Raw genomic sequence first — 17894 nt, forward strand, 5'->3', positions numbered from 1 at the left:
GGCGGCGCTGCCCACGCGAGCCGCCGCGCGGGTACGGATGCGGGACCGGTCCCCCGGGGAGGTCCCCAGTACGGAAGGAGCACGACCCTGCTGACCGTGGATTTCCAGCGGTTCCGCGTCACCCCCGGAGAGCGCGTCCTCGACATGGGGTGCGGCGCCGGACGGCATGCCTTCGAGCTGTACCGCAGGGGTGCGCACGTCGTGGCCTTCGACCTCGACGCCGAGGAGCTGGCGGGCGTCGAGAAGATGTTCGGCGCGATGCGACTGGAGGGCGAGGTCTCCGCGGACGCGTCCGCCGAGACCGTCCAGGGCGACGCGCTGACCATGCCGTTCCCCGACGACCACTTCGACAAGATCGTCGCGTCCGAGGTGCTGGAGCACATCCCCGACGACATGCGGGCGATGCGCGAGCTGCTGCGCGTGCTGAAGCCGGGCGGGCAGCTCGCGGTGACCGTCCCGTCCTGGCTGCCCGAGCGGCTGTGCTGGGCGCTGTCGGAGGACTACCACACCGCCCCCGGCGGCCACGTGCGCATCTACACGCGCGCCGAGCTGGAGGCGAAGCTGAAGTCCACCGGATTCCGGGTGGACGGCCACCACCACGCGCACGGCCTGCACGCGCCCTACTGGTGGATCAAGTGCGCGGTCGGCGTGAACAACGACGCGAACCCGCTCGCCAAGGCCTACCACCAGGTGCTGGTGTGGGACATCATGAAGCGGCCGCTCGCCACCCGCCTGGCCGAGAAGGCGCTGAACCCGCTCATCGGCAAGAGCGTGGTCGTGTACGTCACCAAGCCCGCGCAGCCCTCGAAGCCGAGCGTCAGGGAGACCGCGGATGCGGTCTGAGGTCCCGGCGCCGTCCGTCGATGGCGTCGTGACCTCGGCCGACATCCTCGCGACCGCGCACAGCATCGCCCGCCAGCAGGAGCCGTCCGGGGCGATCCCCTGGTTCGCCCCGCTGGACGGCGTGCCCGGCCACGTGGACGCCTGGAACCACGTCGAGGCGGCGATGGCGCTGACCGTCGCGGGCCTCGGCGACCGGGCCCGGCGCGCGTACGCGTGGCTGGCGTCCGTCCAGCGCCCTGACGGGTCGTGGCCCGCCAAGTGGGTGCTCGGGAAGGTCACCGAGCCCGGCGGCGAGTCCAACCACGCCGCCTACGTCGCGGTCGGCGTCTGGCACGAGCTGGTCGTCACCGGGGACGAGGCGTTCGCCCGCGAGATGTGGCCGGTGGTGCGGCGCGCGATCGAGTTCACGCTCGGCCTGCGGACCCGCCGCGGCGAGATCATGTGGATCCGGCACGAGGACGGCTCGGTCGCGGACGAGGCGCTGCTGACCGGCTGCTCGTCGGTCTACCAGTCGCTGCGCTGCGCGGTCGCGCTCGCCGAGCGGCTGGGCGAGCCGCAGCCGGAGTGGGAGCTGGCCGCCGACCAGCTCGGCCACGTCGTCGCGGCCCACCCGGAGGCGTTCGCCGACAAGTCCCGCTGGTCGATGGACTGGTACTACCCGGTGCTCGCGGGCCCGGTGCGCGGCGAGGACGCCGCGGCGCGGATCGCCTCGCGCTGGGACACCTTCGTCGCCGAGGGCCTCGGCTGCCGCTGCGTCTCCGACCAGCCGTGGGTGACGGCCGCCGAGTCCTGCGAGCTGGTGATGGCCCTGGACGCCGCGGGCGACCGGGACCGCGCCCTGGAGCTGTTCGCGACCATCCAGCACCTCCGGCACGAGGACGGCTCGTACTGGACGGGCTGGCAGTTCGAGAACCGCCGCCACTTCCCCGGGGACCGCTCCACCTACACGGCCGCCGCGGTGATCCTCGCCGCCGACGTGCTCGCGGACGCCTCACCCGGCGCCCGGCTGTTCAAGGAGATCGCCGGACGGCCGCTGGGACCGTCCGCCGCGTCCGACCCGGCGGCGTGCGGCTGCCCGCCCGACGTCCCGCGGCAGCTGGCCAACCCGGTGCGCACCCGGCGCTGACCCCACAGGCACCCCTAACCCCACATACCGCCCACCCCACATCGCGGCACCCCGCTGCCCGGGCGGACACTAGAACCCGTTACACAGAAGGCTCCCGCGCCACCGCGCGAGAGCCTTCTCCGTTGCCGGGGGCGTAGGTCAGGAGATGCGTTCGAGGACGCGCAGGGAGCCGACGACGCGGCGTTCCTCGAAGTCGCCGGACTCGATCGCGCGCAGGTAGACGTGGTAGGGCGCCTGGCCGCCGTCCGCCGGGTCGGGGAAGACGTCGTGGATCACCAGCGCGCCGCCCGGCGCGACGTGGTGCGCCCAGTTGGTGTAGTCGGCCTGCGCGAGGTCCTCGGCGTGGCCGCCGTCGATGAACAGCAGCGCCAGCGGGGTCTTCCAGAACGTCGCGACCGTCGCGGACGTCCCGACGACGGCGACGACGACGTCCTCCAGGTCGGCGGCGGCGATCGTCTTGCGGAAGCTCGGGAGCGTGTCCATGCGGCCGGTGCAGGGGTCGACCAGGGACGGGTCGTGGTACTCCCAGCCCGCCTGGTTCTCCTCCGAGCCGTGGTGGTGGTCCACGGTGACGACCGTGGAGCCGCTGTGCCGGGCGGCCGCGCCGAAGTAGACGGCGGACTTGCCGCAGTAGGAGCCGATCTCCAGCAGCGGGGCGTCCGCGCCGAATTTCGAGCCGTAGGCGAAGGCCGTCTCGTACAGGGCCCGACCTTCGTCGTCCGGCATGAACCCCTTGGCCGCGCGGGCGATCCGCAGCAGATGAGGGGGCATGTCCGGGACGCCGGCCGGTTTCTCGGGCTGCGCCTCGGCCGACGGGTCGGCCGGGTCGCTGGTCGTCCCCGCGGGGGTGGACGCCGTCGTGTCGTTCATTGATCTCCTCCGCCGCGCACTTTATCCGGTCGGTCGAGGTCTTGTGACACCAGACTGAAACGTGTTCTACTTTCTGTCGTGGGCGAGCGCGGCGGGCCGCCGACCCGTGGCCCGTGCCGAACTACGTTCGGTATGTTGGGCCCTCCGCGCGCTCACCGGCAAGTGAACGGAGAAGGCGATGAGAGTGAAAGTCGATCCGCTGGTGTGCGAGGCCAACGCCGTCTGCGTCGGCATCGCCGAAGACGTCTTCGACCTCACCGACGACGACGAGCTGGTGATCCTCCACGAGGAGGTCCCGGCCGGCCAGGAGGACAAGGTCCGGCACGCGGTGCGGTCCTGCCCGAAGGCCGCGCTGAGCCTGGAGGAGTAGCCGCCCGGCGCCCGGGGTCCCGGTCGTCCGTCGCCCCGGGCGTCCCGAAGGCCCCCCCGCGCCCGCCCGCCGTCACGTCGCCCACATCGTCCGTTCGCGAACGCCACATCCAACCCACCCCCTCGGAACGCCGCGCCCCACGGACCCGGCGTCCGCCCTCACTGTGGAGGCGTCTCATGGCACGTGCCGCGGTACTGCACGCGGTCGGCGACAAGGAACTGGACCTGCGCGACGACGTGACGGCCGTCGATCCGGGTCCGGACCAGGTGAAGATCCGCATCCGGGCCACCGGGGTCTGCCATTCGGACCTGTCCACGATGTCCGGCGTGCTGCCGTCGGTCCCGCCCGCGGTGATCGGCCACGAGGGCGCCGGGATCGTGGAGGCGGTCGGCGACCGCGTCCCGAACGTCCAGGTCGGCGACCACGTGGTGGTCAACTGGACGCCCGACTGCGGCGTCTGCCCCGAGTGCCTGCGCGGCGAGCCCTACCTGTGCATGGGCTTCATCGGGCAGGCGTTCTCCGAGCCGCGGTTCCGGCTCGGCGACGGCACCCCGGCGTTCGGCATGGCGGGCGCGGGCACCTGGGCCGAGGAGCTGGTGATGCCCTACCAGGGTGTCATCAAGATCGCCGAGGACGTGCCGTTCGAGTACGCGGCGCTGCTCGGCTGCGGCATCCCGACCGGCGTCGGCGCGGCGTTCAACACCGCCGCGGTGAAGCCCGGCTCCAAGGTCGCGGTGGTCGGCGCGGGCGGCGTCGGCCTGTCGGCGATCCAGGGCGCGCGGATCTGCGGCGCGTCCACGATCCTCGCGGTCGACCCGAACGAGGCCAAGCACCCGGCCGCCAAGCAGTTCGGCGCCACGCACACCGCCACCCTGGAGAACCTGGAGGAGACCAAGGGCCTGCTCACCCTCGGCCAGGGCTTCGACCAGGTCTTCGAGGTGGTCGGCAAGTCCGCCGCGATCACCACCGCGTGGAACCTCACCCGCCGCGGCGGCGACGTGATCGTGGTCGGCGCCGGCGCGGCCGACGACAACTGGCAGATGTCGGCGTTCTCGCTGCTGTTCGAGGGCAAGAACGTCAAGGCCTCGCTCTACGGCGGCAGCGACCTCAAGCGCGACATCCCCCTGTTCGTCGACCTGTGGCGCGCCGGGAAGCTCGACCTGGACGGCCTGATCAGCCGCCGCATCCGCTTCGAGGACCTCAACGACGCCGTCCGCGCCCTGGAAAAGGGCGACGTGATCCGCCAGGTCGTCCTCTTCGACTAGCTCCATCCCTGGTGTGCGCTTCGTCCGGAACTCGAAGTCCGCTGAGAGTTCCGGGCGACGGCTACCGCGGCGCGCGACCGGCGTGCCATGCTGGCACGGTCGGTCGGAGGGGAACCCGAGTGGAGCGATGATTGACCAGGTCGGCGGCTGTTGGACGGGTCGCGGCGTGCCTCGCCGCGGCCGGGCTCGCGGCACCGCTCGCCGCTCCCCTCGGGGCGGTCGCGCAGGCCGCTCCGTCGGCGGTCGCGCTCGCTGATCCGGGCGCGCCGGTGGCCGCGCGGATCCGGGACGTCCAGGGCGCGGGGCACGTGTCCCCGCTGAACGGACGGGACGTCACCGGCGTCGCGGGCGTCGCCACGGCCGTCACCGACTCCGGCTTCTGGATGCAGGACCCGGCCCCCGGCGGCGGTGGGGCGGCGTCTGACGGGATCTTCGTGTTCACCCGCACCCGGCCGCAGGTCCGGCCGGGGGACGCGGTGCGCGTGACGGGGCGGGTGAGCGAGTTCCGGCCGGGCGGGCCCGGGTCGTCCGCGCTGAGCCGCACCGAGATCGACGCGACCGAGACCGTCGTGTCCTCGCACGACCAGCCGCTGCCGGCGCCCGTCGTGCTCGGCGGGCCCGGCGGCCGCAAGGCGCCGGCCTCGTTCCCGGGCGCGCAGCGGGACGCGGAGGCCGACCGCACCTTCGACACCAGGTCCGACCCGCTCGCGTTCTACTCCTCGCTGGAGGGCATGCGCGTCCGGATCGTGAACGCCGTCGCGATCGGCCCGACGCGGGACGGCGCGCTGCCCGTCCTGCCCGCGGGCGGCGCGGGCGCCCAGGACCGGACGCGGCGCGGCGGCTCCCTCGCGCGTCCGGGCGGGCTGCCCGACCCGGCGCGGATCGTCCTCGCCGACGCGCTCGCGCCGCTCCCGTCCGCCGACGTCGGCGACCGCCTGCCCGGCCCGGTGGACGGCGTCCTCGACTACACCGCGGCCGGTTTCGTCCTGCTACCGACCGCCACTCCGGCGCGGACGGACGGCGGGCTCAAGCCGCAGGCCGCGCCCGCCGCCGGCGCCGACCAGCTGTCGGTCGGCACGCTGAACCTGGAGGGCCTCAGCCCCGACACCCCGTCCGACCGGGTCACCGCCCTCGCGGACGACCTGGTCGAGGGCCTCGGCTCCCCCGACCTGGTCACGGTGACCGGCGTCGAGGACAACTCCGGCGCGGCCGACGACGGCACCGTCGCCGCCGACCAGACCGTGTCCGAGCTGATCACCGCGGTCAGCGCGGCGGGCGGCCCGGCCTACGAGTGGCGCTCGGTCGCCCCGCACGACAACGCCGACGGCGGCGACCGCGGCGCCAACGGGCGGATCGGCTTCCTGTTCCGCACCGACCGCGGGCTGGCGTTCGCCGACCGGCCGTCCGGCTCGTCCGACCTGGGCGCGCCGGGTGTGCCGGACCTCGCCGCCGCGCCGACCCACGTCCAGCCGGACGGACGGGGCGGCGCGCGCCTCACCCTCAGCCCCGGCCGCGTCGCGCCGTCCGACCCCGCCTGGGACGAGTCGCGCAAACCGCTCGCGGGCGAGCTGACCTGGCGCGGGCGGCGGTTCGTCGTCGTCGCGAACCACTGGTTCGGCCGGACGTCCGCCGACCCGATCGCCTACGGCCGCCGCCAGCCGCTCGACCGGCCGAGCGAGGCCCGCCGCGAGGCGCAGGCGAAGGCCGTCGCGGGCTTCGTCCGGACGGTCCGCCGCACCGCCCCGGACGCGAACGTGATCGTCACCGGGAACCTCGGCACCGGCGACGGCTCCGCCGCGCTGCGCGCCCTGACCTCCCCCGACACCGGGCTGCGCGACCTGTCGTCCGACCTGGCCCCGCAGGACCGCTACACCGCCGACTCCGGCGGCGTCGCCGAGGACCTCGACCACATCCTGCTCAGCCCCGCGCTGGCGAAGCGCCCCCACGACTACCGGATCGTCCACCGCGCCTCGGAGTTCGCCGACCGCGCAGGCGACCACGACCCGTCCGTCGTCCGGATCACCCTCACCGGCCCCGTAACCCCCACCACCACCCCCGTCGCCCAACCCGGCAGCCCCGCCAACCGCCCCGACGCGCCCCTCCCCGCCTCCTGACCCGCCTCCCCACCGCACACGCGGCCTCCCGCCGCACGTGCCGCGCCGGGCCGGTGTTTGATCAGGGCCGAAATTGGACCGGGGGGTCGGGACTCAATCCGGTCGCCGTTTCACCTCCCACCCGCCGGGGCAGCCGTGGGGCGACGGCGACCGCCGTCACCACGGAAGGAGGCGCCGCGGCGATGGCGATCCGAATCCGCCCCCACATCGGACTACTGGGGACGCTCTACCTGGTGGTCGGGGTGTTCGTGGCCTGGAACCGGGGCTACCTGACCAGCGACCTGCTGCGCCGCATCGCGGGCGCGCTGCTGGCGATCCTGCTCTGGTTCCTCGTCCTGCTGGGCGCGGACCTGCACATCCACGGCTGACACGTGCGGCCGGCGCGGTCCTGCCGCGCCCGGTCCGCCCCGGCCGGGGTGGCCGGAGGGGCAGACTTCCCTTCCGGCTCCGGCCCTACCCCCGCCGCCGCGAGGAAGGTACGTTCCGAGGCATGACAAGTGGTGGATGCAGTTGCGGACACGGCGGCGGTTGCTCCTGCCCGAAAGGTTGCTCCTGCGGCTGCAACGGCTGACCGAAAACCCGACCGACCAACCGACGCCCGCCGCCCACCGAGGGCGGCGGGCCGTCCCACGCCTTCCTGCGAAACAGCACCACCCACCGCAACCCGGCAGTGACCACTGCGGGGCTGTCGCGGACCGTGAGTTAGGGGTGGCCTCGGTAGCCGTGGCGGTTGAAGGTGGGCAGGCGGCGCGGCTCGGGCTCGCGGTGCTGGTCGGTGATGTCGATGGCGCCCTTGTAGGCGAGCCCCTTCAGGCGGATGAGCGGCGCGTCCGGTGTCGGGTCGGTGTGCAGCTCGGTCGAGACGCCGAGCCCGCCCGCGTCCACCCGGACGCCCGGCGGGACGATGATCGTCGCGTTCGACTTGTAGGCGACCACCCGCAACGTCGTCTCCGCCGACTCCAGCTCGGCGTTCCGCAGGTCGACCAGCGCGGTGCCCTTGTAGACGACGGTCGTGTGCCGCTCGGGCAGCCGCCAGCGCCCGCCGCGCCGGATGCCGCTCTTGTAGGCGAGCTGGAACCGGCCGCCGAATCCGCTCTTCCCGGACGTCCCGACGGGCGCGGCATGGGCCGTCCCGGGGTCGGGGAGGTCGGCGGACAGCGCGGACAGCTCGGCCATCGTGCGTGCGGCCAGCGCCCGCTCGATCCGCTCGTCCAGCTCGGGCTCGGTCAGCCGTCCCTCGGCGAACGCGCTGTGCAGCCGGACGAGCACCTGGTCCCGGTCCCGGTCGGACGCCCGCAGCCCTCCTGCGCCGGGGGCCTTTTCGGGCGTGCCGGTGCGGTCCGCGTGGGCGACCGTGTTCGAAGGCTCGTCGCTCATCAGGACTCCTTCCAAGTCGCGATGTATCTTAACTCACTTTCCCTCGCTTTTCGAGACGATCATCCGGCCGCGCCACCGGGACCCGGCGGGAACGGTCCACTACGCTCGGCGAGGTGATGATCACTCGTCCTCGCCCGTGCCGGACATGACCGCCACCGCGGGCCATCCGCACGGCCCCTACACGCTCTACGACCTGGAGGAGCTGCCCGAGGAGGGCCGCCGCCACGAGCTCGCCGACGGCTGGCTGCACGAGCTGCCCGGCGACATGTGGCACGACAACGCCGCCGAGCGGCTGCGCGCCATCCTCAAGGACGCGGCCCGCCAGTCGAACGCCGACGTGCACGTGGCGGGCGCGCCGCAGGAGGTGGCGACCTCGGCGGGCATCCGCCGCCCGGACGCGTTCGTGGTCCACCGCGACGTCGCCCGGCTCGCGCTGGAGCGCCGTACCCGCACCTACTACGGCCCGGACCTGCTGCTGGTCGCCGAGATCGTCACCCCGCGCACGGCCAGCGAGCGCACCGACCGCGTCCGCAAGGTCGCCGAATACGCCGCCACCGGCATCCGGCACTACTGGATCGTCGACCTGGAGCCCCGTCCCGCGATGACCGTCCTGGAACTGGACGGCACGCCGTACCGCCCCGCCTACCGAGTGCACCGCCGCGCCCGCTCCGGCGAGGACGTGCGCCTGGACCTGCCGTTCCCCGTCACCTTCGACCCCGCCCGCCTCTCCGAAATGGAGTAACGGGCGGGCCCGGTCAGAGGGTGCGGAGGTAGGCATTGCGGTCGAGGGGGTCCGGGCCGGTGCGCGGACGCGTTGGAGGACGCCCCTGCACCGGACGGTCGCCGGACGGGCGCGGCCACCAGACACCATCGCCGCCGGTCAGTCCCGGCAGCTCCCGCTCGAACGCGCCGACCCGGCGGGCAGGCAACTCGCCCTCGATCCGCCAGCCCTCGGGGTCGGGCTTGGCATCCTGAATGTCCGCGCCCAGCGCCGAGAGGCGCGAGGTCACCGCGCTGAGCGCGTCGTCCGGGACCTCCAGCTCGAACCTGCTGTACGGCTCGTACACGCGCGTCCCGGCGGCGCCGAGCGCGCGCATGAGGATCATCGGCGTGAGACCCCGGAAGTCGGCGGCGGTGCTCACCGGCCCGGCGAACCCGGAGGCCGTCAGGATCACCGCGCAGTCCGTCACCGGCCAGCCGTAGCGCCCCTGCTCCAGGGTCAGGTGGACGGTCTCGACGATGGCCCGGTCGAACGCGGCGGGCAGCGCGCCGAGCTCGGTCTCGCGCCGGAACGTCACGCCCGAGCCGGGCGGCCCCGGCTCGACGCGCAGCCCGATCGTCGCCCAGAAGTCCGGCTGGCGCCGGCGCCAGTCCATGTCCTCGACCGCCTCGCCCACCCCGGCAGGACGCTCAAGGTGGACGATCCGGCTCTCCTCGAACTCGGCCTCCACACCGAACGTCTCGCGCAGCGTCGCGCCGATGACCTCCTTCTGCACTTCTCCATAGAGCCGTACTGAGGTCGTCCCGCCGGGAAGCGGCGAGACATCGATGAGCGGATCCTCCTCGGCCAAGCGGAGGAGCGCCGCCCGCAGGCGCGATGCGTCCGCGCCGTCCCGCGCGCGCACGACCGTCTCCAAGGTGGGACGTCCGAACTCCGGTTCCGCGACGTCCGCTGTGGCGGCGCCTTCGGGTGTCGTGACGACGTCCCCAACGCGCGCCTCGGCCAACCCGCGCACGCGCACGATGTCACCAGGCCCGGCCCATCGTCCGCCAGTGGTGACGCGAAGCCCGGTCACCCGCGCCTGACGGTCGAGCGCATGAGGACTGCGCAGGACGACCTTGGCGCGTGGCCGCAACTCCCCTTCGAAGAGCCGCACCAACGCGGTCTTCTCGCCCGTCGCGCCCCGCTCCAAGGCGAACACCGTCCCCCGCAACCGTCCACCGGCACCCTCCTGTGCAGACGCGCCGCCCTGTGCGGACGCGACGGCCTGCGTTGCAGCGCCGCCTTGCACGAATGCGATGGGCCGTGCGGGTGGCAGGTAGGTCGCGATGGCGTCCAGGAGGTCGTGGGTGCCTTGGCCGGTGAGGGCTGAGCCGAAGATCAGGGGCGTCGCTTGCGCGGCCGCCGTCTGGGCGCGCAGGACGGCCTGGACGCGGGACGGTTCGGGCACGCGGCCGTCCACCAGTTCGGCGAGCAGCGCGTCGTCGTGTTCGGCGAGGATCTCGGCGGTCGCCTCGCGGAAGGACGGGTCGGCGAAGTCGCAGGGCGTGGTCCGGACGGAACGCGTCCCGATGCCGTGCACGGCGTTCAACGCGACCGTGCCTGGGAACAGGCGGCGGCGGACGGACGCCAGCAGGTCCGCGTCGCGCGCGCCCGTCCGGTCGATCTTGTTGACGAACAGCAGGGTCGGGACGCCCCGGCGGCGCAACGTCCGCGCGAGCACGCGCGTACGCGCCTGGACGCCCTCCACCGCCGACAGGACGAGCACGGCCGCGTCCAGCACGCCGAGGGCGCGCTCGACCTCGGCGGTGAAGTCGGTGTGGCCGGGCGTGTCGACGAGGTTGACGGTCAGCCCGCCGAGCGCGAACGACGCGACGGCGGAGCGGATCGTGATGCCGCGGCGGCGTTCGAGGTCACCGGTGTCGGTGTGGGTGTCGCCGCCGTCGACGCTGCCGAGGCGGCCGATGGCCCCGGCGTCGAAGAGGAGTCGTTCAGTGAGGCTGGTCTTCCCCGCGTCCACGTGCGCGAGCACGCCGAGGTTCAGGGTGGTCATGTGCGGTCAGGTCCTTGGGAACGCTCGTCCGGATACGGCTCTGAGAGATCACCTGGACCTGGCGCATTCGGGACCGTTCCCCCCACTCGGTGGCCTGACCGTCCAACGATGCCCGCGGCGCGGGTGGGAGGGCAAGCGAATTTCGGCGCGTCCGCTGCCGGATGGTGGCCTGGCCGGTGGACGGCCCCGCGCCGAAACCCCCTGGGCGACGGCCGTCCACCGGACGCAAGTCCGCACGGTCACCCCGCGACCGGACGGCCCCCGCGCGGGCTCCCCAAGCCCGCAGTCGTCCCGGCGCGGTCCTCGACCGTGCACGGCACACTCTGCCCGACCAGGATCAACGTCCGATCAACGCACGTCAGAACCAATGTTGATCCGCCCCCGCCCCCGCCCACCCCGAACCGAACGGCACGGCGTGGCCCCCGATCCGCACCGCGCTCCGTGGGCCGGGGCGGACGCGGCGGGCAGGGTGCGGCTGGGTGGTTCGAGGCGGACGGGGTGGGTGGGGTTACGGTGGTCGGGTGCTGCTGCTGACGACGCTCGATGGGTGGAAGGGCCGTTCGGGGGCCCGGTTCGTTCTGTCGGAGAACGGCGCGGTGTGGGGGCCGGACGTGCCCGACGGCGCGGACGCCGCCGAGCTGCTCGCGCTCGCCGACGCCTCGTTCGACGGCGGCCAGGTGGTCGCGGTGGAGCTCGACCCCGCACCGGACTCAGGACCGCCGCGAGGCGTCGTGGACGCGTCGGACGCCCGGCGCGTCCGGTACCTGCGTCGCGGCCCGGACGGACGGCACTCCGCACTGCTCGACCGGCCCGCGACGGCCGAGGCGCTGGACCTCCTGCCGCATCCCGAAGGCGGCTGGTACCGCGAGACCTGGCGCACCGGCCAGACCTTCACGCCGGAGGGCTACCCGGGGCCGCGCAGCAGCGCGACCGGCATCTACTTCCTGCTGCCGCCCGGCGAGGAGTCGATGTGGCACGCCGTCCGCTCGGACGAGGTGTGGCTGTGGCATGCGGGCGGGCCGCTCGACCTCGTCATCGGCGGCGACGGCGACGGGCCGTCCGCGGAGACGACGACGATCGTGGTCGGGCCCGATGTCGTCGCCGGCCAGGTACCGCAGGCACTCGTCCCGGCGGGGCACTGGCAGGCCGCCCGTCCCTCCGGGGACCGGGAGGTACTGGTCAGCTGCGTCGTCTCCCCCGGCTTCGACTTCGCCGACTTCCGCGCCTGACCCGGGGGCCCGCGCCGACCCCGCTACCCGACCCGCGCCACGCGCCTGACCCGCCCCGCGCGCTTCGGCACGCGCGGGGCCGGGGGCGGGCCGCGGGGGTCAGCGGGTCAGGGCGCCTGGGTCGCGGCGGACCATCGAGCGCATGATGTGCTCGACCAGGGTGATGAGCACCTGCTTGGCGGACTCGCGGTCGCGGACGTCGCAGGTGATGACCGGGATGTCGGCGGACAGGTCCAGCGCGTCCCGGACCTGGTCCGGGGTGTGCAGGCCGGAGCCGTCGAACTGGTTCACGCCGATGATGAACGGCAGGCCGCGCCGCTCGAAGTAGTCCACCGACGGGAAGCAGTCGGCGAGCCGGCGGGTGTCGACCAGGACGACCGCGCCGAGCGCGCCCTTGGCGAGCTCGTCCCACATGAACCAGAACCGGTCCTGGCCGGGCGTGCCGAACACGAACAGCACCAGGCCGTTCGGCAGCGTGATGCGGCCGAAGTCCATCGCCACGGTCGTGGTGGTCTTGCCGGCCACGGCCGTGGTGTCGTCGATCCCGATGCTGCGTTCGGTCAGCGCCTCCTCGGTGCGCAGCGGCCGGATCTCGCTGACCGCGCTCACCAGGGTGGTCTTGCCGACGCCGAAGCCCCCGGCCACCAGGATCTTGACGGTCAGCGCCGAATCGCCCTGCGGGGAAGGATCAGAGCGCACGGATTCCATCAATCACTTCCTTGAGTACGCGCTCGCCGGGGAACTGGGCCACCGGTGCGGGGCGCCGGACCCGGACCAGCGAGCGGTCGAGCAGGTCGCCGAGCAGTACCCGGACGACCCCGAGGGGGAGTTCAAGGTCCGACGCTATCTCGACGACCGACAGCGGAGTGCGGCAAAGCGACAAGATCATCTCATGTTCGGGGTCCAGCGCGTCGGCGCGGCCGCCCGTCCGCAGGCCGTGGACCTGCCCCGGTTCGCCCGGGTCGTCCAAGGTCTCGATGAGCGCGACCATGTCGAGGTCGTGGCCGTCGTACTGGGTGCGGCCGCCGGTCAGCGCGTACGGGCGCACGACCGGGCCGGCCGCCTCGTCGAACCAGCCGTCGCCGCCCTGGGGCGGTGCGGCCGGTGCGGTCGTCCCGTCCTGGCCGGGGCCGGACGGGTCGCCGGACGCGGGGCCGGCGGCGATCCGCTCCCCGGCGCCGGCGAACGCGTCGCCCGCGGGCCCGTCCGGGACGGGCCGCTCGGGCGGCTGCTCGGGCGGGGCCATGGCTAGGCGCCGCCCTGCTGACCGGCCGCGACGGCCGAGCGCGGGTCGGCCGACAGGTGCTGGCCCACGCGGGTGACCAGCATCGCCATCTCGTAGGCGATCACGCCGAGGTCGGCCCCGGCGTCGGCCAGCACGGCCAGGCACGCGCCGTGCCCGGCCGCCGAGATGATGAGGAACGAGTGCTCCATCTCCACGATGGTCTGCCGGACGGCCCCGCCGCCGAAGGTCTCCCCCGCGCCGCGGGCGAGGCTCTGGAAGCTCGCCGCGACCGCCGACATGTGCTCGGAGTCCTCCCGGGCGAGCCCGCTGGACGACGCCATGCGCAGCCCGTCGCTGGACAGCACCACCGCGTTCTGCACCTGCGGGACGCGCTGCACCAGGTTGTCGAGCAGCCAGTTCAGCTCGCCTGCCGCCGCACCACCGGCCTGTTGGGCTTGTGTCATGGAATCTGGTCCTCCTGGTCGGATGGAGTGGTCGGTTCCGGGGGGCCTGGGGGAGCGGCGGGGTCGTGCGCTGCCTCGCGTCCTGCGGCGGGTGTGGGCGCCGCGTCGGGGCCCGCTGCGCGGGTCGGTGACGGGTCCGGCGCGCCGGGTTCGGCGGCTCGGCTGTCGTGGGATGGCGGGTCGGTATCGGACGGACCGGTGCCGGATGGACCGGCCTCGGGCTGGCGGATGCCGTCGGTGGACTCGGCGCGGCCTCGCTGCCAGCCCGCCTGCATCGCGGAGAGCATCGAGCGGAGCGACTCGGGCGAGCGCTCGCCGTCCGCTGGGCCGGTCGGGACGGGCGCGGCGAACGGGCCGCTCGCGCTCGGGTCCGGAGCCGCCGGGACGATCGGGACCGGTCCCGTCGTCGCCGCGTCCAGGTCGCCGGGGGCGACGTGCGGCGCGGCCGGGTAGCCGTCCGGCCCCGCGGAGTACGCGCCGTCCGGCCGACCGCCGTTCGCGTCCGGACGGTTGCCGTTCGATGCGTCTGGGTGGTTGCCGTTCGCGTCCGGCCAGTTCGGTGCGTCCGCGCGGTTGCCGTTGGACGCGTCCGGACGCGGTTGGGCAGCCGGGCGTCCCTGCGCGGCCAGGCGGGCGTCCACCCGGTCCCGCAGCTGCGGAGCCAGGTGCGTCTGCTTCTTGCGCCGGGGCAGCCCGCTCGCGCTGGTCTCCGAATCGGACGAACCGGAGCCCGCGGACGCCCCGTCCGAGGACGAGCCGGCCGAAGTGGCGGTGTCCTTGACGGTCCGCGTCGGGTCGCCGTCCATGCCGTTCAGCCCGTCGCGGCCGTTCAGCCCGTCGCGGCCGTTCAGCGCGCCGTTCAGACCGCCGGTCGGCGGGGTGGGTGAGCGGTCCGGACGGGCCGACGCGGTCGGGTCCAGGCGCTTGCGGCGGCGGCGCGGCAGGCCGTCCGGCCCGACCGGCGGCCCCGCTTCCGTCTCAGCGTCCGAAGCAGACTCGGCATCCGGAGCGGGCGCGGCGTCCGCGACGGGCTCGGCGACGAGCCGGACGACGGCCGGCGCGGTCGCGGTCGCGCGGCCGTTGGACGGCCCCTCCGACAGCGGCGCCGGCGTCATCGAGCCCGTGGGACGGCGCGCGATCGCGACCGGCTCCGGGTTGTCGACGAGCAGCGCGTCCGGCAGCAGCGCGATCGCGGTCGTGCCGCCGTACGGGGACGGCCGCAGCGTGACCTTGACGTCGTGCCGGGCGGCGAGCCGGCCGACGATCGCCAGGCCGAGCCGGGCGCTGTCGGCGGGGTCGAACTCCGGCGGGTCGGACAGCCGGGAGTTGGCGTCGGCGAGCGCCGCCTCGTCCATGCCGAGGCCGCGGTCCTCGACCTCGACGGCCAGGCCGTGCCCGACCCGGTGGCCGGTGACCAGCACCGGCGCGCCGGGCGGGGAGAACGCGGTGGCGTTCTCCACGATCTCGGCGAGCAGGTGCACCACGTCGGTGACGGCGGTGCCGACCACCGACAGCCGGGGCAGCGGCTGCACCCGGACGCGCGGGTAGTCCTCCACCTCGGCGACCGCGCCGCGGACCACGTCCACGAGCGGGACGGGGTTGCGCCAGCCGCGGCCCGCGTGCTTGCCGGCGAGGATCACCAGGCCCTCGGCGTGCCGCCGCATGCGGGTGGCGAGGTGGTCGAGCTTGAACAGGTCGGCCAGCTCGGCCGGGTCCTCGGTGCGCCGCTCCAGCGTGTCGAGCAGGCCGAGCTGGCGGTGCAGCAGGGCCTGGTTGCGGCGGGCGAGGTTGACGAACACCTCGTTGACGCCGCGGCGCGCGGCCAGCTCGCCAGCGGCCGCCTCCAGGACGGCGTCGCGGGTGCGGACGAACGCGCGGGAGATGCGCCGGATCTCGTGGATCCGGTAGTCCCGGTTCTCCTCGCCGCCGAGCGCCTCGACGGGGTCGAACGCCTCGCCGCGGCGGGCGGCCTCGGCGAGCACCGGGAGCTTGTCGCGGGCGAAGTCGCCCACCTGGGACGCGAGCCGGCGGCACTCCTCGACCAGCCGCCGCGCGACCCGCCAGGCGATGACCGCGGACGCGACGACCGCGACCAGGCCGAGCCCGCCCGCGATGCCGAGCCGCAGGAACACGCCCATGCCGACGCCGCGCGCGTCGCGGACGATGTGGTCGAGCACCTGGTTCTCGAACTTGTACAGCCGGTCGCGCATGATCTCCGACGCCGAGCGCCAGGCGTCGTCGTCGACCGGCGGCAGCCGGTGCAGCCGCTTCTCGCTCGGCGCGAGGTTCTGGACGACGTCGTCCTCCATCTCGCGCAGCTGCGACATCACCGGCGACTGCTCGATCTGGGACCACTCGGCGCGGTCCTCGGTCTTCAGCATCGGCGCGGTGTCGGCGTACAGGGTGCGCTGCGAGCCGCTCAGCCGGGCGAACTCGCCGCGCTCGGCGACGGTGACCCGTCCGGCGGCGAGCGCGCCGGCGAGCAGCGCGTCCTCGCGGGAGAGGTACTCGTGCGCGCGGGCGAGGGAGGTCAGGGTCCGGGCGTCGACGGCGAGGGCGCCGCTGCCGCTCGGGGTGCCGTTGTTGTAGATGGAGAAGCCGGCGTCGATGATCTCGCTGTAGTCGACCAGCGCGCCGGGCCGCTGCAGGTTGCCCGAGTCGATCGAGCGGCGGATCGCGGGGAGGGTCTGCGCCTTGGCGACCAGCCCGTCGATCGCGCGCAGCGCCTGCGTGCCGACGCTGCCGCGCAGGCCCTTGTCGCGGGCGCCCGCCCGGACGACCGCGGCGGCCTCGTCGGTGTGGTCGCGCTGGGCCGACAGGTCGACCTGGTCGCGGGTGCCGTGCGAGCCGATGTAGACCTGGGTGAGGCGGCGCTCCTTCTGGAGCTCCACGATGAGCCGCTGCGTGGGCAGCAGCGACTTGTCCTGGAACTTGCCCCCTTGCAGCAGGCTGTTGGCATCGCCGAAGAGCACCGTCGTGACGAACGCCCAGAGGGCGACCATCGACACGAGCGGCACCAGGGCCAGCACGGCGATCCTCGTCCGAATCGAGGAGAACCGCCGTCGTTTAGACGACATCTGCGGGATTCCCTCCCGATGCGTATTGTGCGGGGGTCTGCGGAGCCTACTATGCCGCGATCACGCCGCGCCGCCCCCTCCGCGATCTGTTCGTGACCGGCCCGTTGTCGACCCGGGCGGACGCCCCTTGTCGAGGGCGCTGTCCAGGTAACGGACGGGTGCGATACCCCCCGTTGAACGGGGGCATCTCCGACACCGTGAGTTCCGGTGCGCTACCGACGGCGTTACGATTCCCGCCGTGACTCCCGAAAGCCAGGCATCCGAGGCACTTCCGTCGCGCCGGAGCCGCGCCCTGCGCGGCGGACGGCACCGCGGAGACGAATCCTTCCTACTGCCCCCGGGCTCGCCCGCGCTCGTCCTGGCCGTCCCGGGACCGGCGAGCGGCCACGCCGGCGCGGTCGCGGCCGAGCTCGCGCGCGACGTCGAGCTGGAGAACACCGGCCAGCCCGCGCTGGTCGCGAGCATCGGCGGCGGCCCGGACGGCCTCGGCGCGGTGCTGTCCCGGCTCGCCCCGGCGCGTCCGGACGAGCCCGCCGCGGTGGTCGTCCCGCTGATCACCGGCCCGGACCCGGCGATCATGAGCGTGGTGGCCGCGGCCGTCGCCACCGCGCCGGTCCCGGTCGTCGCGGCCGACCCGCTCGGCCCGCATCCGCTGATCGCCGAGGCGCTGCACGACCGGCTCGCCGAGTCCGGCCTCGCCCGCGCCGACCGGATCCGGATGATGACCATGGTCACCGAGGCGGGCGGCGTGGTCGTCGCCGCGCCGGGCGACGCGTCCGCGGTCCGGCAGGCCGAGATCACCAGCGTGCTGCTCGCGTCCCGGCTCGCCTGCCCGGTCTTCACCGCGTCCCTGGACGACGAGGCCGCGCTGCGCGGCGCCGCCGACCAGCTGCGCGCCTCCGGCGTCCGGACGGTCGCGCTCGCGCCGCACCTGATCGGCCCCGAGGTCTCCCCCGACCGCATCACCCGCGCCGCGGCCGCCGTCGGTGGCACCGCGGCCCACCCGCTCGGCGCCCACCCCGCACTCGCCCGCCTCGCGGCTCTGCGTTATGCGGAAGCGCTCGCTAGCGCTCTCGCTTCCTGAGCCCCGGCTCCGCGCCCTCGCCTAGCGGCTCGGGCGCGGCCCGGTGCTCGTGCGAACGCTGCATCGCTTCGCGATC

Annotated in this window: 16 protein-coding genes; 9 read left to right on the plus strand and 7 right to left on the minus strand. The window is 74.3% G+C overall.

From position 1 onward, the window contains the following. Nucleotides 1-87: 87 nt before the first annotated feature. Nucleotides 88-843 (plus strand): class I SAM-dependent methyltransferase, encoded by a 756-nt coding sequence (locus FHU30_RS26575; RefSeq protein ID WP_253879629.1) that lies wholly within the window; start codon nt 88-90, stop codon nt 841-843. After that, entirely contained in the window at nt 833-1969 is a 1137-nt protein-coding gene (locus tag FHU30_RS26580; RefSeq protein ID WP_253879377.1) for a glycoside hydrolase family 15 protein, read from the plus strand. Before FHU30_RS26575 ends, FHU30_RS26580 begins: the two co-directional genes overlap by 11 nt. A 138-nt stretch (nt 1970-2107) precedes the next feature. Here the strand turns inward: FHU30_RS26580 and FHU30_RS26585 are convergent, their stop codons facing one another. Next, nucleotides 2108-2740, minus strand: coding sequence for a class I SAM-dependent methyltransferase (locus FHU30_RS26585; RefSeq protein ID WP_253879630.1), 633 nt, complete (start codon nt 2738-2740; stop codon nt 2108-2110). 277 nt (nt 2741-3017) lie between these two features. On the opposite strand from FHU30_RS26585, the gene FHU30_RS26590 reads away from it, so the two are divergent. From FHU30_RS26590 to FHU30_RS26605, 4 genes are all read left to right on the plus strand, one after another. Further along, nucleotides 3018-3209, plus strand: coding sequence for a ferredoxin (locus tag FHU30_RS26590; RefSeq protein ID WP_253879378.1), 192 nt, complete (start codon nt 3018-3020; stop codon nt 3207-3209). A 176-nt stretch (nt 3210-3385) separates the two neighbouring features. Continuing rightward, nucleotides 3386-4474: a Zn-dependent alcohol dehydrogenase gene (locus tag FHU30_RS26595; RefSeq protein WP_253879380.1), complete on the plus strand. Its 1089-nt coding sequence runs from the start codon at nt 3386-3388 to the stop codon at nt 4472-4474. A 131-nt stretch (nt 4475-4605) separates the two neighbouring features. Continuing rightward, the gene (locus tag FHU30_RS26600) at nt 4606-6588 is read left to right on the plus strand and encodes a DUF8508 domain-containing protein (protein ID WP_253879382.1); all 1983 of its coding nucleotides are present in this window, start codon (nt 4606-4608) and stop codon (nt 6586-6588) included. A 182-nt stretch (nt 6589-6770) separates the two neighbouring features. Then, nucleotides 6771-6956, plus strand: coding sequence for a hypothetical protein (locus FHU30_RS26605; protein ID WP_253879383.1), 186 nt, complete (start codon nt 6771-6773; stop codon nt 6954-6956). Nucleotides 6957-7290: 334 nt separating this feature from the next. Here the strand turns inward: FHU30_RS26605 and FHU30_RS26610 are convergent, their stop codons facing one another. After that, complete coding sequence (locus tag FHU30_RS26610) at nt 7291-7965, minus strand: DUF1707 SHOCT-like domain-containing protein (protein ID WP_253879384.1); 675 nt, start codon at nt 7963-7965, stop codon at nt 7291-7293. Between the two features lie 145 nt (nt 7966-8110). Here FHU30_RS26610 and FHU30_RS26615 point away from each other — a divergent pair, with 145 nt between their 5' ends. Beyond that, a complete protein-coding gene (locus FHU30_RS26615; protein ID WP_253879386.1) occupies nt 8111-8707 on the plus strand; it encodes a Uma2 family endonuclease in 597 nt (198 codons plus the stop codon). 13 nt (nt 8708-8720) lie between these two features. Here the strand turns inward: FHU30_RS26615 and FHU30_RS26620 are convergent, their stop codons facing one another. Beyond that, complete coding sequence (locus FHU30_RS26620) at nt 8721-10739, minus strand: elongation factor G (protein ID WP_253879388.1); 2019 nt, start codon at nt 10737-10739, stop codon at nt 8721-8723. 521 nt (nt 10740-11260) lie between these two features. Here FHU30_RS26620 and FHU30_RS26625 point away from each other — a divergent pair. Further along, nucleotides 11261-11968 carry a cupin domain-containing protein gene (locus FHU30_RS26625; protein WP_308211399.1) on the plus strand — a complete coding sequence of 236 codons (708 nt, stop codon included), beginning with the start codon at nt 11261-11263 and terminating at the stop codon, nt 11966-11968. Between the two features lie 99 nt (nt 11969-12067). Here FHU30_RS26625 and FHU30_RS26630 read toward each other — a convergent pair whose 3' ends face one another. The 4 genes from FHU30_RS26630 to FHU30_RS26645 form a co-directional block, all read right to left on the minus strand. Then, complete coding sequence (locus tag FHU30_RS26630) at nt 12068-12676, minus strand: GTP-binding protein (protein ID WP_253879389.1); 609 nt, start codon at nt 12674-12676, stop codon at nt 12068-12070. After that, nucleotides 12657-13016 (minus strand): DUF742 domain-containing protein, encoded by a 360-nt coding sequence (locus FHU30_RS47715; RefSeq protein WP_253879632.1) that lies wholly within the window; start codon nt 13014-13016, stop codon nt 12657-12659. The genes FHU30_RS26630 and FHU30_RS47715 overlap by 20 nt, the downstream gene beginning before the upstream one ends. A gap of 200 nt (nt 13017-13216) precedes the next feature. Next, nucleotides 13217-13657, minus strand: coding sequence for a roadblock/LC7 domain-containing protein (locus FHU30_RS26640; protein WP_253879391.1), 441 nt, complete (start codon nt 13655-13657; stop codon nt 13217-13219). Then, nucleotides 13654-16734: a sensor histidine kinase gene (locus tag FHU30_RS26645; RefSeq protein WP_253879396.1), complete on the minus strand. Its 3081-nt coding sequence runs from the start codon at nt 16732-16734 to the stop codon at nt 13654-13656. The genes FHU30_RS26640 and FHU30_RS26645 overlap by 4 nt, the downstream gene beginning before the upstream one ends. 238 nt (nt 16735-16972) lie before the next feature. Here FHU30_RS26645 and FHU30_RS26650 point away from each other — a divergent pair, with 238 nt between their 5' ends. Continuing rightward, complete coding sequence (locus FHU30_RS26650) at nt 16973-17818, plus strand: sirohydrochlorin chelatase (RefSeq protein WP_253879397.1); 846 nt, start codon at nt 16973-16975, stop codon at nt 17816-17818. Nucleotides 17819-17894 lie beyond the last annotated feature (76 nt).

The organism is Actinomadura rupiterrae, assembly GCF_024172125.1.
In the GTDB taxonomy this organism is placed as follows: Bacteria; Actinomycetota; Actinomycetes; order Streptosporangiales; family Streptosporangiaceae; genus Spirillospora; species Spirillospora rupiterrae.